The 14,457-nt window shown below is 39.8% G+C and carries 16 protein-coding genes; 3 read left to right on the top strand and 13 right to left on the bottom strand.

Translation table 11 applies throughout. The features are described 5' to 3' along the window. Positions 1-31: 31 nt before the first annotated feature. The 8 genes from GSQ74_RS03220 to GSQ74_RS03185 all read right to left on the bottom strand — a co-directional run bounded on the left by GSQ74_RS03220 (position 32) and on the right by GSQ74_RS03185 (position 6,057). Positions 32-943, bottom strand: a complete 912-nt coding sequence (locus tag GSQ74_RS03220) for a PstS family phosphate ABC transporter substrate-binding protein (RefSeq protein ID WP_158990010.1) — start codon at positions 941-943, stop codon at positions 32-34. Beyond that, the gene (locus GSQ74_RS03215; RefSeq protein WP_158990008.1) at positions 933-1,163 is read right to left on the bottom strand and encodes a hypothetical protein; all 231 of its coding nucleotides are present in this window, start codon (positions 1,161-1,163) and stop codon (positions 933-935) included. The genes GSQ74_RS03220 and GSQ74_RS03215 overlap by 11 nt, the downstream gene beginning before the upstream one ends. Positions 1,164-1,167: 4 nt before the next feature. After that, entirely contained in the window at positions 1,168-1,998 is an 831-nt protein-coding gene (locus GSQ74_RS03210) for an energy transducer TonB (protein WP_158990006.1), read from the bottom strand. Between the two features lie 34 nt (positions 1,999-2,032). Continuing rightward, positions 2,033-2,569: a biopolymer transporter ExbD gene (locus GSQ74_RS03205; protein ID WP_158990004.1), complete on the bottom strand. Its 537-nt coding sequence runs from the start codon at positions 2,567-2,569 to the stop codon at positions 2,033-2,035. A 3-nt stretch (positions 2,570-2,572) separates the two neighbouring features. Continuing rightward, the gene (locus tag GSQ74_RS03200; protein WP_158990002.1) at positions 2,573-3,181 is read right to left on the bottom strand and encodes a biopolymer transporter ExbD; all 609 of its coding nucleotides are present in this window, start codon (positions 3,179-3,181) and stop codon (positions 2,573-2,575) included. Positions 3,182-3,271: 90 nt separating this feature from the next. Continuing rightward, positions 3,272-4,102, bottom strand: coding sequence for a MotA/TolQ/ExbB proton channel family protein (locus tag GSQ74_RS03195; RefSeq protein ID WP_158990000.1), 831 nt, complete (start codon positions 4,100-4,102; stop codon positions 3,272-3,274). Between the two features lie 497 nt (positions 4,103-4,599). Next, positions 4,600-4,938 (bottom strand): translation initiation factor, encoded by a 339-nt coding sequence (locus tag GSQ74_RS03190; RefSeq protein ID WP_158989998.1) that lies wholly within the window; start codon positions 4,936-4,938, stop codon positions 4,600-4,602. Between the two features lie 225 nt (positions 4,939-5,163). Continuing rightward, positions 5,164-6,057 (bottom strand): diacylglycerol kinase family protein, encoded by an 894-nt coding sequence (locus tag GSQ74_RS03185; protein ID WP_158989996.1) that lies wholly within the window; start codon positions 6,055-6,057, stop codon positions 5,164-5,166. A 227-nt stretch (positions 6,058-6,284) separates the two neighbouring features. Between GSQ74_RS03185 and metK the strand changes: the two genes are divergently transcribed. Beyond that, the gene (metK, locus tag GSQ74_RS03180) at positions 6,285-7,535 is read left to right on the top strand and encodes a methionine adenosyltransferase (protein WP_158989994.1); all 1,251 of its coding nucleotides are present in this window, start codon (positions 6,285-6,287) and stop codon (positions 7,533-7,535) included. A gap of 96 nt (positions 7,536-7,631) precedes the next feature. Here metK and GSQ74_RS03175 read toward each other — a convergent pair whose 3' ends face one another. Together GSQ74_RS03175 and GSQ74_RS03170 are read right to left on the bottom strand one after the other, a co-directional pair. Next, entirely contained in the window at positions 7,632-8,129 is a 498-nt protein-coding gene (locus tag GSQ74_RS03175; RefSeq protein WP_216846668.1) for a GNAT family N-acetyltransferase, read from the bottom strand. 106 nt (positions 8,130-8,235) lie between these two features. After that, positions 8,236-9,516: a replication-associated recombination protein A gene (locus tag GSQ74_RS03170; protein ID WP_158989992.1), complete on the bottom strand. Its 1,281-nt coding sequence runs from the start codon at positions 9,514-9,516 to the stop codon at positions 8,236-8,238. A gap of 65 nt (positions 9,517-9,581) precedes the next feature. Between GSQ74_RS03170 and GSQ74_RS03165 the strand changes: the two genes are divergently transcribed. Together GSQ74_RS03165 and GSQ74_RS03160 are read left to right on the top strand one after the other, a co-directional pair. Further along, complete coding sequence (locus GSQ74_RS03165; RefSeq protein ID WP_158989990.1) at positions 9,582-10,217, top strand: DNA-3-methyladenine glycosylase; 636 nt, start codon at positions 9,582-9,584, stop codon at positions 10,215-10,217. A 358-nt stretch (positions 10,218-10,575) separates the two neighbouring features. Then, entirely contained in the window at positions 10,576-11,109 is a 534-nt protein-coding gene (locus tag GSQ74_RS03160) for a hypothetical protein (RefSeq protein WP_158989988.1), read from the top strand. 210 nt (positions 11,110-11,319) lie between these two features. Here GSQ74_RS03160 and GSQ74_RS03155 read toward each other — a convergent pair whose 3' ends face one another. The 3 genes from GSQ74_RS03155 to GSQ74_RS03145 form a co-directional block, all read right to left on the bottom strand. Further along, positions 11,320-12,522 (bottom strand): ATP-binding protein, encoded by a 1,203-nt coding sequence (locus tag GSQ74_RS03155; RefSeq protein WP_158989986.1) that lies wholly within the window; start codon positions 12,520-12,522, stop codon positions 11,320-11,322. Positions 12,523-12,877: 355 nt separating this feature from the next. Continuing rightward, positions 12,878-13,618 carry an SDR family oxidoreductase gene (locus tag GSQ74_RS03150; protein WP_158989984.1) on the bottom strand — a complete coding sequence of 247 codons (741 nt, stop codon included), beginning with the start codon at positions 13,616-13,618 and terminating at the stop codon, positions 12,878-12,880. Between the two features lie 16 nt (positions 13,619-13,634). Next, a complete protein-coding gene (locus GSQ74_RS03145) occupies positions 13,635-14,081 on the bottom strand; it encodes a DUF4304 domain-containing protein (RefSeq protein WP_158989982.1) in 447 nt (148 codons plus the stop codon). Positions 14,082-14,457: the final 376 nt, after the last annotated feature.

The raw sequence follows: 14,457 nt of genomic DNA, 5'->3' as shown, positions 1-14,457 counted from the left end.
TTGGAATTATTTATATTAGAATTATGTTAGTTTACTTCTTTTTTATTTCGATCTCTCTTCCTGGCATTACGCTTGGTAATAAACCTGAACTCAAAACTATTCGCTGGCCACGGTCGCTATTTAAAAACATTTCGAAACCGCTACCTAAGCCCTGTCTGCCCGTGCAATTTATAATATACAAGTCTCTTTTTAACGGATATTGTCCTAATGACAATGTTTCCTGCGAAGGCCTGTAGTATTGCGTTCCGTATTTTTTATTATCCTCGTCCTTAACACTTACAATTTTAATATTGTTTACCGCATCTGCATAATCCTTATCGGGATCATCCAGCCAGTTAAAGCCTGTAAAGCCAATAGCGTCCGGATGTGTACTAACGTATTTTATTACCTCTTTATTTGATTTGAGTGCAAAAATATTCTTTAGTTTAAAGTCGGTAACACCCGCTAATGTTTTCAAATATCGCACCAAACTTGAGTTTGGGTTATCAAAAACAATATTCATAGCTGATTTTGCTTGCCCGTTAAGCATTTTTTTAATATCGGCAACAGTTATTGTAGTATCATTTGACGCTTTGTTTACAATTATGGCTACTGCATCAATTGCAAAACGGCTAACTGAAGGCACCAGTCTCCTGGTTTTTAAAACCTTTAATTCATCACTATCCAGTTGCCTCGATATGATGGCAACCCGAACACTGTCCTGTAATAAAAGATTTACTACATCATTTTCGGGTTTGTAAATAATTTGCGGTTGGGCTTTTGGATCAAGTGCTTTAAAAATATAGTTTTCCTCTTCTACAATCGGCTCAAATGATTCATCAGCGGCAAATTTCGCGGTACCCTCAGAAATGGTATCGGTATAAGCTGCGGGCTTTTGTTTACAAGCCTGAAATGCCAATATAAAAACAAAGCATAAGCTTGCTATTTTTAATTTATTCATCATCTGGTTGTGTTTTAAAAATCCGGAATGACCTATAAATACCATAAGCCACAAGTAATCCACCAACAGTCATTCGCTGTGTATTACCCATATTAAGATTAAGTTTATCTGTAAACATAATCATTAAGCCAAGTATGGTAACACACACTAATGTGGCTACACCTAAAATGAGCAAAAACCGCCTTGTGAGCGATTTTTGCTTATCATGTAAATTTGATGACATTGTTCTATTGATCGGCGTCTGCTAATGAGAAAGCAAACGAAATAGTGTACTGCACCCTAACCGCTTGACCGTTTTGTTTACCCGGTCTCCAGGCTGGTGATGACTTTACAACTGATGCCGCTGCATCGCCCATGGTAGGTGATGGTGCACGTAACACTTTAACATCTGTTAATGAACCGTCTTTTTCTACAACGAAGGTGATGATAACTTTACCTGATGTACCGTTTTCCCTATCAACAGCGGGAAACCTTACATTTTTAGCCAGGTAGGCGTTAAACCCTGCGTTACCACCGTTTTTAAACTCAGGCTCTTGTTCAACCGCGGCAAACACCTGGTTAGGGTCAGCTTCAGTAATTTTAGCATCTGAATTTCCAACTGGTCCGTCGATGTTAACATCGGCATTCGGATCACCTTTCTGATTATTCTGACCAGGGTCAGCAGTTTTCAGTTCGGCAACTGTTGGAGGTGGTTCTTTAGCCTCATTATCCGGTTTTACAACTGGAGGAGGGAACTTAACCTGGTCAACCTTCGGTTTTGGTGGTTCCGGAGGAGGGGGAGGTGGTTTCTTGGCCGCATCAACGGGTGGCGGCGGTAATAATTTCACGTCGGTAAGTTTAACTATCGGCGGTGCTTTAGGAATGAATCCCTCAATGGCATTTACAATTGTATTTATAGATAAAATAAATACAAATACTGCTGAGCCAATGATTAGGGCAAGGTTTGTACTCCTTGAATTCTGTTGTCTTAATTCGTAAGCGCCATATTCTTTATTGCGCCCCTTAAAGATAACATCGGTCCATTCCTTTTTAAAAATATCTAATTTAGATCCTAACATCTTTCAGGCTTTTAAAAATAATTTATCAATAATGCTATTTATAAAGGTTGTCCCTTTTTAACAATGCAAGCTCAACCGGTGTAATATCAACTATTGCACGTTGCTCAATACCTGTTATATTTAGTTCATCCATTACGGTAACAACATTTTTATAGGTACTTTGAGCACTTGGTTTTACCACAACAATCATTGGTTGGCCACCATGGCTTTGCTTTATAAGGTTGTTTTGATCAACCAATACTTTACGCAAATCTTCTTTGCCATATCCAATAACCGCAGGTTGGGTTTTACCCGGCTCTCCTACAAACCATTCCAATTTATTATTATCACCCAATAATAGGGTCATTGTTCTTGATTCCGGAACAGGCATTTGGGTGTTTTTATCATCCTTATCAGGCATGATCAACTCCATAGCTTTCGGCTTGTTTAGGGTAGTAGTAAGGATGAAGAAGGTGATCAAAAGGAAAGCCAAATCCACCATCGCTGTTAAATCCACGCGTGTTGCTTTCTTTTTGGTTCTTACCTTGCCACCCTTATGTTTACCCCCGCCGGAGGTATCTAATTCTGCCATTTCTTATTTCGATTTTAACGAGGTTATCAAATTAAATCTGTCGACTTTTTGTTTCTGTAAAGTAGAAATTACTTTAGCTACAGTAGGGAAATTTTCCTCGCTGTTGCCTTTAATTCCTATTTTCAGATCTTTATCATGCAAGTACTTGTCGGCCAAACGTGCAGAGTGAACCCAATCATATAACTCATTGGTATTAGTTGTATCAACTGGTATACCAGGTTGTGCTATTGTTCCTCTTTGTTTGGGATCCAAAGCCAGAAATGTTTTAAGCTGGCTAATTGGCACACCAAATGATTCTACACCTGCAAAGGTGTTCTTTTCGTCGGGCGTGAAGGCTATTTTGTACTTATCTCCCATTATTTCTAATGTTTTTTTACGTACATCATCACCTTCAACATTAAAAAACACTTTTCCCTGGCCTATGCTGATAGTTGAAAAATCAACTTCGGGTATAGGGCCTATTACGGTAGCAGCAGGTATTTGTATCTGCGCCGGGTCTTGTGTTTTAGGTTTTGCTGATAGTATAAAAAAGGTAAGCAAAAGAAAAGCTACGTCGCACATTGCCGTCATGTCAATTGCCGTACTCTTCCTCGCGACTTTTACTCTGGGCATAATCTATTTTATTAAAATGAGTAAATATATAATTCACTTATACCCCGGCAGTAATTGTACAGCCGGGATATAAAATAAACTGTACCTTATTTATTTTTTGTGTGATGCAGCATACGTTTGTACAATGCTGAATCCTGTTTCGTCAATTGCGTAAGTAAGATTATCAATTTTTGATGTAAATACGTTGTACATTACAATTGATAATGCTGAAGTACTGATACCTAAAGCGGTGTTAACCAATGCTTCAGAGATAGCTGCAGATAGTGCACCTGTGTTGGTACCACCACCGTTGTTTGCTAACTCGGCGAAGGCCTTGATCATACCTACAACCGTACCTAACAAACCTGTTAATGTACCAATAGATACCAAAGTAGCGATGATAGTTAAGTTTTGCTCTAACATTGGCATTTCCAAAGCAGTTGCTTCTTCAATGTCTTTTTGGATAGCTAAAGCTTTTTGACCGATATCCATTGTGTCATCAGTTTCCATTTCACGGTATTTTTTCAAACCGGCTTTAATTACATTGGCAACAGAACCTTTTTGTTTGTCGCACTCTGCAGAAGCTGCATCAATGTTACCTGCAGAAAGGAACGTTTGTATTTTTCTAACAAAAGTTTCGATGCTGCTAGTACCTGTTGCTTTACCGATAACAATAAAACGCTCGATAGAAAACACGATAACCATTAATACGTATCCCATTACCAAGGGTACTAATACACCACCTTTGTGAACGATACCAAATACGTCGGCTGGATCACTGGTTGGATCACCACCTTTGAAGTGACTTGCATCACCAAGGAAAAAAATGTAAACAAGTACTGATACGATTAAACAAATTGGAATTGCCAACGTGGCAAAAATGCTCGATGAGCTTGAGCTTTCTTTTACTGGAGCGGTTGGTTTTGACGGTACATTTGCCATTACTTTAAAATTTTAGTTTTTAGTCAGTGTTTATATAAATATGTTAATTAAATGCTTGTTTTTTAGCGGGTAACAAAATTAGAATTTTAATGAAATAAAAAAACTCTTTTATGCTTTATCCGCATTTTTTTAATCTTAGGTACTCATCAAAAACAATAATTGGTGAGTTAGTAACGCCTAAACCCCATAAAATTGTATGTTGAACCATTATTTTTTACAATACAACCTATTTTTTTCAATATTAACAAAAAATAATTTATAAAAAGTATGTAACTATTATGCTATCATTTGGTCTAAGTGCATGTAAACCTACAAATAACACTAATAACGTACATATTTACAGAATATTAACTGTTTCAGGTAGCCGTAGTTTTATTTTCTCCCCTTATGTTTAATATTATTTAAATATCATTTTTAGGCTTATATAACGATAATAAAGGTGTTGAATTGTGTCGATTTCATTAAATTTTCATCTTTTTTATTTATCAAAAACAGCCTTATCCGCCCGCTTGCTTCACTTTGAAGCCATCAGTTTGTAATAAAGTCACAATTTTATCTCTAAAATCCCCCTGTATTAATATCTCCCCGTCCTTTACCGAACCACCAACACCACATTTTGATTTTAGTTTTTTTCCGATTTCTTGCAGCGTGCTATCAGGGCCAACAAAACCCGTTACCCGGCTAACTAATTTACCGCCGCCTTTACGATCCAGAAAAACTTTAAGGTTTTGTTGCTGTGGTGGCAAAGCTTCGTTTGATCCGCTATGCTCCTTCTGATATTGAAAATCGGGATCGGTAGAATACATTACCCCGGTATAATTATTTTTTTTCGACATGATTTCCTGATTTTGATTGTTAAGTCCGAAGCCTTAAGCCGGGATGCAAGATAAAGAAAAAAGTTTTCGGCTTAAAAAGCTATTTAAATTCTATCCACTATCATTTTATGTAAACCGAGCGTCATTGAGGTACGAAGCAATGTCTACATAGGACGAACGAACCATTAAGGCTTCTCTGTAAAGTTTAGAGATTGCTTCGTACCTTACAGCAATGACGCTTGGGCTCTAAGAATTGCGTTTGTATGATTCGCCTGCAATAATTTTTAACGAAGAAGGAACTACAATTATTTCAATATCGGTACCGGCAATACGTGGTTCACCATCCAGGTGCATTGGGCCGGGTTTGTCGCGCCGTACTTTAATGTTTTTGCCACGCATAATTGATACGTATTTTGAGCCTTCGGATGTTTTGGTGAACATACGGATACCCATCTCTATAAATCGCCATAAAGGGAATGGTCTGATCACGCAAACATCTATTAACCCATCCTGAACAGATGCATGGGGCGATACATGCGCGTTGTTACCATATTGGGATGAGTTGGCAAAACTGAGCATGAAGGCTTCGTGCTGGCTTTTAGCTCCGTCTATATCTATATAATAGGTATCGGCTTTATAATTGGCAATCTCGTGAAAAGCAGATTTAACATAAGTGCTAAAGCCCCGCTTCTCTTTATGCGAAAAAACTTCGGCAATATGAGCATCGAAGCCCATCCCTGCCATATTAAAAAACCATTCGCCGTTAGCTATTGCCGAATCAATAGATTCTACATGCCAGTTATTCAGGTTTTTTATGGCAGCTTCCGTATCCATCGGGATGCCTAAAAACCTGGAAAGCCCATTACCCGACCCATAAGGCAAAACGCCCATAACGGCATTGCTACCGGTTATAGCCGAAGCGATCTCGTTAACAGTACCATCGCCACCAACGGCCACCACCAACTCAAATTTACCAATAGCTTCTTTTGCAATAGTATGCGCATGCCTAACGCCATCGCTAAAAACAATGGTGTATTCAAAAACAGCCCTATCCAGGTTTTTTTCTATTAAAGCCGGTACATCATCTTTCTTCTTCCCTCCTGCTACCGGGTTTATAATAAATAAAGCTTTCCTTTTCAACCAGATATATTTTAGTGCCGGCAAAAGTAAATGTATTTTCGGCTTTGTAAAAATTGTTTTATTTTTGCCACCCAACGGTGGACTGATTTAATGTCCTGAATATATCGGGACCGGATTGCAACCACGTAAAAAAGTGCTAAAACCCTGCTTCTTTTTACTGCTATCCAGTTAAATCCCTCTGCTTATTATTTACGTTTATCCTATTTCTTAAGTTTATTTAAAAAAACATGCCATATTTATTCACTTCAGAATCCGTGTCGGAAGGACATCCGGATAAAGTTGCCGATCAAATTTCAGACGCGCTGATTGATCAATTTTTAGCTTTCGATCCTGATTCAAAAGTTGCCTGCGAAACTTTAGTTACCACCGGCCAGGTTTTTTTGGCGGGCGAGGTAAAATCAAAAGCTTATTTAGATGTACAAAAAATAGCCCGCGAGGTGATCAATAAAATTGGTTATACCAAAGGCGAATATATGTTTGATGGCAGCTCGTGCAGTGTGTTATCTGCTATTCATGAGCAATCACCGGATATTAACCAGGGTGTTGACCGCCAGGCGAAAGAAGAGCAAGGTGCAGGTGACCAGGGTATGATGTTTGGCTATGCCACCATAGAAACTGATAATTATATGCCTTTGGCTTTAGATATTGCGCATGCTTTATTAATTGAATTAGCCGCTATCCGCCGTGAGAACAGCGAAATAAAGTACTTACGCCCGGACGCGAAATCGCAGGTTACGTTGGAGTATGATGATAACAATAAACCGACACGTATCGACGCGATTGTTATATCAACCCAACATGATGACTTTGATGAGGAAAAAGCAATGCTGGCTAAAATCAGCAGCGACATCATCAGCATATTAATACCTCGTGTAAAAGCGAAGTACCCTAAATACGCTCACTTTTTTAACAATGATATTAAATACCACATTAACCCTACCGGCAAGTTTGTTATCGGCGGGCCGCATGGCGATACCGGTTTAACAGGCCGTAAAATCATCGTGGACACTTACGGTGGTAAAGGCGCGCACGGTGGTGGTGCATTCTCGGGTAAAGACCCTTCAAAAGTTGACCGCTCTGCTGCATATGCAACCCGCCACATAGCCAAAAACCTAGTTGCTGCGGGTGTTTGTGATGAGGTTTTGGTACAGGTATCCTATGCGATAGGCGTTGCACAGCCAATGGGTATTTATGTAAATACTTACGGTACAAGCAAAGTTAGTTTACATGATGGCGAGATCGCTAAAAAGGTGGAGGCTATATTTAACATGACGCCTTATGCTATTGAAACCCGCTTTAAACTGCGCAACCCTATTTATAGCGAAACCGCAGCTTACGGCCACTTTGGTAAACCAAGCCAAATTGTAACCAAAAGCTTTACTGCTCATGATGGGCATGTGATTACTAAAGAAGTTGAATTATTTACCTGGGAGAAATTAGATTACGTAGATAAAGTAAAAGCAGCTTTCGGGTTGTAATACAGCCCCCTCTAAATCTCCCCCGGTAGAGGAGACTTTTTAATAACATAGATAGCGATGGATGCAAATTCATCGCTATTTTTTTTGTGACAGATATTAAGCCAGCTCTTTACGCATGATATAGTCGTTCATCCAATAAGGGCCAATGGCGATGTCATCTTCATATATCACCTTAAAACCCATTTTTTCGTAAAAGCTTTGGGCCTTGTTGTGGCGATTTACATTTAACTCTAACAAATGCTTACCTGCTTCCAATACTTTGTTGCTAACCTCATTAATCAATAATTTGCCATAGCCTTTGCCCTGTGTAGCAGGCAGGCAGTATAATTTATGTAGTTTATATATCTCTGGATCCTCTTCGCGCGGCGAATAAGCCGCGAAGGCCACAATCTGCTCTTCTTCAATAATCAGCATGAAAGTTTGCTCGTTATTTTCAATTTGCTGCGTTAGCTTTTCAGTTGAATAGATCTCGGTCAGCATAAAGTCTAACTGTTCTTTCGAGAGGATAGACAGATAGGTAGCATACCATATTTCCTGAGCTAATTGGCGGATAGTTTCAACGTCGGCAACGGTTGCGGTTCTGATAGAATACATGGTGCAAATATATCAGAAGTCTTATTTAGACTTACGAAGTTTTTAAAACTTCGTAAGTCTGCTTAGCTAAATATTTTAACATTCCCCCTTCAGGGGGTTAAGGGGCTTAATATTTATACCTATCGCCCCAAAGTTTCTTTAATTTTTCCTTAGCCTCATTCTCGCGGGCATTATTACCGGGGTCGTATATTTTAGTGCCTTTGATGGCATCTGGTAGAAAATCCAGATCGGTAAAGTTACCCTCAAAGCTATGGGCATATTTGTAGCCTTTGCCATAACCAATGTTCTTCATCAATTTAGTTGGGGCATTGCGCAGGTGTAGTGGCACAGGCAGATCCCCGGTTTGTTTTACCAAAGCAATAGCCGCTCCAATAGCCGTAGTAGCCGAATTACTTTTTGGCGATGTTGCCAGATAAATAACTGTTTGTGACAGGATCAACTGTGATTCCGGCATACCGATCTTATTTACAGATTCAAAACAAGCCTGCGCCAGTAGCAATGCATTCGGATTAGCATTGCCAATATCCTCCGATGCTAGTATCAGCATTCGCCGGGCAATAAATAGCGGGTCCTCACCCCCAACTATCATCCGCGCCAGCCAATAAACTGCACCATTAGGGTCGCTGCCACGCATGGATTTGATGAAGGCCGATATAATATCATAATGCTGCTCGCCGCCTTTATCATACAGCGCCATGTTTTGCTGCACATGCTCCAGTACATTTTCATTGGTGAGTTCTATCTTTTTGCCTTTAAAGGCATTTACCAATAGCTCAAATATATTCAGCAGCTTGCGGGCATCGCCACCGGATAGCCGCAGCAGTGCCTCATCCTCCTTTATATCTATCTTTTTATCGCGCAGCACCACATCTTCCTTCATGGCCTTTTTCAGCAGACTAACCAGGTCATCTTCTTCCAGCGGTTGCAAAATATAAACCTGGCAGCGCGACAGCAAAGCCGAGATCACTTCGAATGATGGATTCTCGGTAGTAGCGCCAATCAACGTAACCGTGCCACGCTCAACTGCTCCCAGTAACGAATCCTGTTGTGATTTACTGAAACGGTGTATCTCATCAATAAATAAAATGGGTTGGATTTCGCCTTCTTCTTTTAGCAGCGCGGCTTTTTCTATAACCTCGCGCACATCCTTAACCCCCGAGTTAATGGCGCTAAGCGCGAAAAATGGCCGGTATAAAGTTTGTGATATAATATAAGCTAAGGTCGTCTTCCCCACTCCCGGCGGCCCCCAGAATATCATGGATGGCAGCGAACCCGATTCGATAGCCTTTCGCAAAACCGCGCCTTTACCCACAAGGTGTTTTTGCCCAACATAATCATCCAGATTTTTGGGGCGCATACGCTCGGCTAAAGGAGGCAGGTTTGTCATAATGTAAAAGTCAGAAATTAAATGTTAAATCCTAAAGAAATTAGTAATTTTAAAATAACAATTATATGAGCGAACAGTTTAGCAAATCCAATTTCCATACTATTTGTGACCAGCTTGCTTCAAGGGACGTCGATCTAGCAGCAATTATCACCGCTTATGGCTACCCACCAATGTGGTCGCGACCCAATACCTTCGAGACGCTGGTACACATTATTTTGGAACAGCAGGTTTCGCTGGCTTCCGCACTATCAGCATTAAATAAACTCAAGGAACGTGTACAGGAACTCACCCCATCACGCCTATTATTGCTTACTGATGAAGAAATGCGGGCCTGTTATTGCAGCCGGCAAAAAACCCTCTACATCAAATATTTAGCCGAGGCCATGTTAAGCGGCCAACTCAACCTTACTGAACTAGAATACCTCCCCAACGATGCAATCCGCGCCAGGCTCGTCACCCTGAAAGGCATAGGTAACTGGACTATTGATGTTTACCTCATGTTCGTACTACAACGGGCAGACATATTCCCTATCGGCGACCTCGCCGCGGTTAACGCATTCAAACGGGTGAAAGGCTTAGCTACTGGCATCAGTAAAGAAGAAATAATTGAAATTACCGCCCAATGGCAACCCTACCGAACAGTAGCTACCATGCTATTGTGGCATTACTACCTGTCCCAACTGGCATCAAAAAAATCATAACTGTACCATGATACAAATGGTACACGTGGTACAGTTGGTACACTTTTGAGTCGTTTTTATGCCTAAAACAGGCTAAAAACAGCATTTTTAGATTATATTTTGACCGTTTTAAGTCGTAAAAGCAGGTTAAACAGTCATTTTTTGATTGAAAAAGGCTAAAAAAGCATCGATTTTAAGTCTTTTTTGATCAAAAAATCAACAAAAAATTGAGGTTTTGGAACACGTTTTTTCTTTGCCAGGCCTTTTCTAATCACTAAAATAACATCAAATATTTGTTAGATTTGATTGAATGAAAACCTTATTACGCAAATTAAACTGGCGATTGATTGTTATTCACTTTTTAGCTATATGGTTATTTATGGATGCTTTTAGGGCGTTTGCGATCTTATACGATTATAAATTCCTCCGTGTTATTGAAAAGGCATACACTATTCATTGGACTTTAAAAGAAATAACGCCTATTGCACACATTTATCCCGATTTAGGTATCAGACTTGACGGAGATGATATGCGACTGCATTTATTAGTAATAATTGGATTATTCGGCGCATTTCTACTTTCATTAGCAATAACATTAAAAATGAAATGGTTTTGGCTTAATTCAATAATTGCATTTTTAGCTGCCTTTTTAATATTAAAATATTACAGGTCTATCCCGGGAAAATATGACCTTATCCATTATATTGGTTATATTAAATACATTTTTTCTGATAAATTGAATCCAATTTGGGGATTTGGCGTAACCGCAGCAATTGCATTGGTACTTGGAGTTTTACTTTTGTTTTCACCACTTGTAATCAGGTTTATAGATAAAGGTGCATACAGACCAATGAGCAATCCATTACCTCCAACATCTGAAGAAATGATTGTGGAAACCCCGGAGCTCGATTAATTACAGCCTGTGGTTGGTGTTTTCCGCACCACTAATTTAAGCAAGAATTGACCTTAGCAACCCTAAGATTTACGAAGTTTTAAAAACTTCGTAAATCTGTTTACAACAAATACCTATTGTCATTCTGAGCATAGCGAAGAATCTGTAAAGTAGTTTACGCTCGTACAGATTCTTCGCTATGCTCAGAATGACAAAAATTAAAAGATAGTCCTACTTTTTAAGCGTAGCGAAAAACGTAGCCCCCTCGCCGGGTACCGACCGCACCGAGATATTGCCATTCAATACGCCCAGCAAGTCTTTAACCGTAGACAAGCCAATGCCCGAACCTTTGTCATTGTAGCGGTCGGTTGTTTTTAGGGTAAAGTTATTGCCGAATATTTTTTCGTGATATTGCTCGGCAATGCCAATGCCATTATCCTCTACCTCAAAGCGGTAAAATTCCTCGTCCTGTTCAAAAGCTATCTTCACATAACCCTGCTCTTTGTTATTATACCTTATGGCATTGCTTAGTAAATTAAGCATGATTTGCTCAAACACTATAATGGAGACATAAAGGCTGTGATTTTCCTCTGGCAGAATAATTTCAATATTTTCCGGCACCGCCACCATGGCTATCACTTTTCGTAAAAGGCTGTTTAAGTCAACTTGCTGCTTTTTGGTGATTAATAACGATGGCGATTTAGAGTACTCCAGCATCTCATCTACCAACCCAAGCAGGTTTTTGGTGGACGTAATATTCAGGTCGACCAAACGCTGGCAGCCTTCATTCTGCATTTTATCGAGGCGTATTTTAAGCGCTTGCGAGGTTAGCATAATGGTACTGAGCGGGTTTTTAATATCGTGCGCCGCCATAGAGGCGAACTTCTGGATCAGCACATTAGAGTTAAGCAATTCCTGGTTAGCTTTTTCCAATGTTAAAACTTTCCTGCGCAGCTCAATTTTATCAACCACTTGCTTAGCCAAAGTTTTTAAAGCTTCAATTTGTTGGATTGATAGTGTATGCGTTTGCTGATCGAGCACACATAAAGTACCCAGGGCATAACCATCTTCATTAATTAAAGGTACGCCGGCATAAAAAGCCACTTTAGTTGGCCCGGTAACCATCGGGTTATTGGCAAACCGCTCATCGCGCGATGGATCAGGTATCACCATAATGTCCTCGCCGGATTCGATAGCATGGGTGCAAAAGGATAATTCACGCAGGTTTTCGGTAACTTCGGTACCGTGATGCGATTTAAACCACTGCCGCTTATCATCAATAAAAGTGATGAGCGCTATGGGTATCTGGCAAATAGCCGATGCTAATGAAGTAAGTGCATCAAAATCTTTCTCTTCGCCCGAGTCAAATATATCATACGAATGAAGCGCAGCTAATCTGTCTTCTTCATTTGTTCTTAAAAGTGATTGATCCATTCAGTTGAATAGTTAAACTAGGTGATTTTTACAAGATACGACATTGTTAACTCAAAAGATTGTAGTTTGTTTTTTGAGCCCCCAGAAATGAACTTTATAGGTACATTTATTTAGAGAAAGCACGTGGCATTCGTTCACCCCATTGTTATTCTGAGCGTAGCGAAGAATTTTCTAAAAGCGAAAGTCGAACTCTGCAAGTCGAAGAAGATTCTTCGTTCCTCAGAATGACAAAACCTTTTATTTCCCCTTGTCATTCTGAGCATCGCGAAGAATCTGTAAAGTAGTTTACCTGTACAGATACTTCGTTCCTCAGCATGACAATATTATTTAGATGACCCTGCGGGAGCTAAAAATATTACCCCTGTGCCGTAGGCCGCACCACAATATCGCCCACATCAACATTGGCAGGTTGCTCAATAGCGAAAGCGATAGCACGCGCGATGGCATCCGGCGTGATAGCCATTTTATCCCTTGCTGCTATGATTTGAGCTTTAACCTCGGGGTTGGTCATAGATTCCGCGAAATCAGTATGCACAAAGCCCGGCGAAACACCCGTTACACGCAAATCAGGACCGGCTTCCTGGTGCAAAGCCTCGGTAATAGTACGCACTGCATTCTTAGTAGCAGCATACACACCCTGCTGCGGTACAATTTTAAGTCCGGCGGTAGAAATCACATTCACCACATGCCCAAAACCTTGCTTACGGAAAACAGGCAACGCCGCCGCGATACCATATAAAGTGCCCTTAATATTTACATCGATCATTTCGTCCCAATCCTCCACCCGCAAATCGTCAAAAAGCGAGATAGGGCCGATGCCTGCATTATTAATGATTACATCCAGCTTGCCAAAATGATCAACTGCCAATTTTACCAAAGCGGTTAGATCATCCCGTTTTTTAATATCTGTTTCTGCAAAAATCGCTTCACCACCTGCGGTTAGAATGCGCTTTGCCAATGCCTCCAGTTTATCAGCCCGGCGTGCACCAAGCACTACTTTCGCGCCATGCTCTGCCAGCAGCAAAGCAGTTGCCTCCCCTATCCCGCTGCTTGCACCGGTGATGATGATTACTTTATCTTTTATGTTGTTTTGCATAGTTGGTCGGTTTAAACTACCATTCTGATAAATTAAAGTGTTGCTTTACCACTAATGGGATTATACTCGAATAAGGCATTTTTTTTATTTCTGATAATAATTCAGCCTCATTATTTATATCTGTCATTTGATTAATAATCTTTTCTTTAATCAAATTTTCCAACTCGAAAATTCGTTGTTCAGGCTCAATATTGCTTTCTAAATCAAGCAAATCCTTTATTCTTATATTTTCTTCGGAATTTGTAGAAGCTAAACGATAATGAATATGTGTCGTTGTAGTCAATTCAAGCTTTGCAATTGTAAAACCGTAATTAAGGTAATAGTAATTTCCAAAATCAGATTTTTGAAGATTGACCACCTTCGAAAGTATTTCCCCATTAAACAACCAATTATTTCCCTTCTTTTTAAAATTCAAAGGAAGCAATAGGCTATTAAGCAGTATTATCAAATCTTCTTTTTTCATTAAAAATCTTAATCTCAGGTAAACTCCTCGCAGTATAGATTTACGAAGTTTTAAAAACTTCGTAAATCTTGAATTAAATTGCCTACTCAATTGTTATTCTGAGCGTTAGCGAAGAATCTGTAAAGTAGTTTACATCTGTACAGATGCTTCGTCCCTCAGCATGACAATTTTATTTATGAAGTTCAGCTTGTGGTCGGTGTTTTCACCACAGGTGTTCGGAAGATTAAAAAAGGTGTCATGTTGAGCGGAGCGAAGAATCTGTAAAGTAGTTCACACCTTACAGATTCTTCGCTCCGCTCAGAATGACAAATCATTTTTAATAAAAAATTCATTGGAAAAGAAGCAAATCTCATCTTCCGAACACCCATGGTGTTTT

This window comes from Mucilaginibacter sp. L196, assembly GCF_009765905.1.
Classification (GTDB): domain Bacteria; phylum Bacteroidota; class Bacteroidia; order Sphingobacteriales; family Sphingobacteriaceae; genus Mucilaginibacter.
This window is presented reverse-complemented; position numbering and strand designations above follow the sequence as displayed.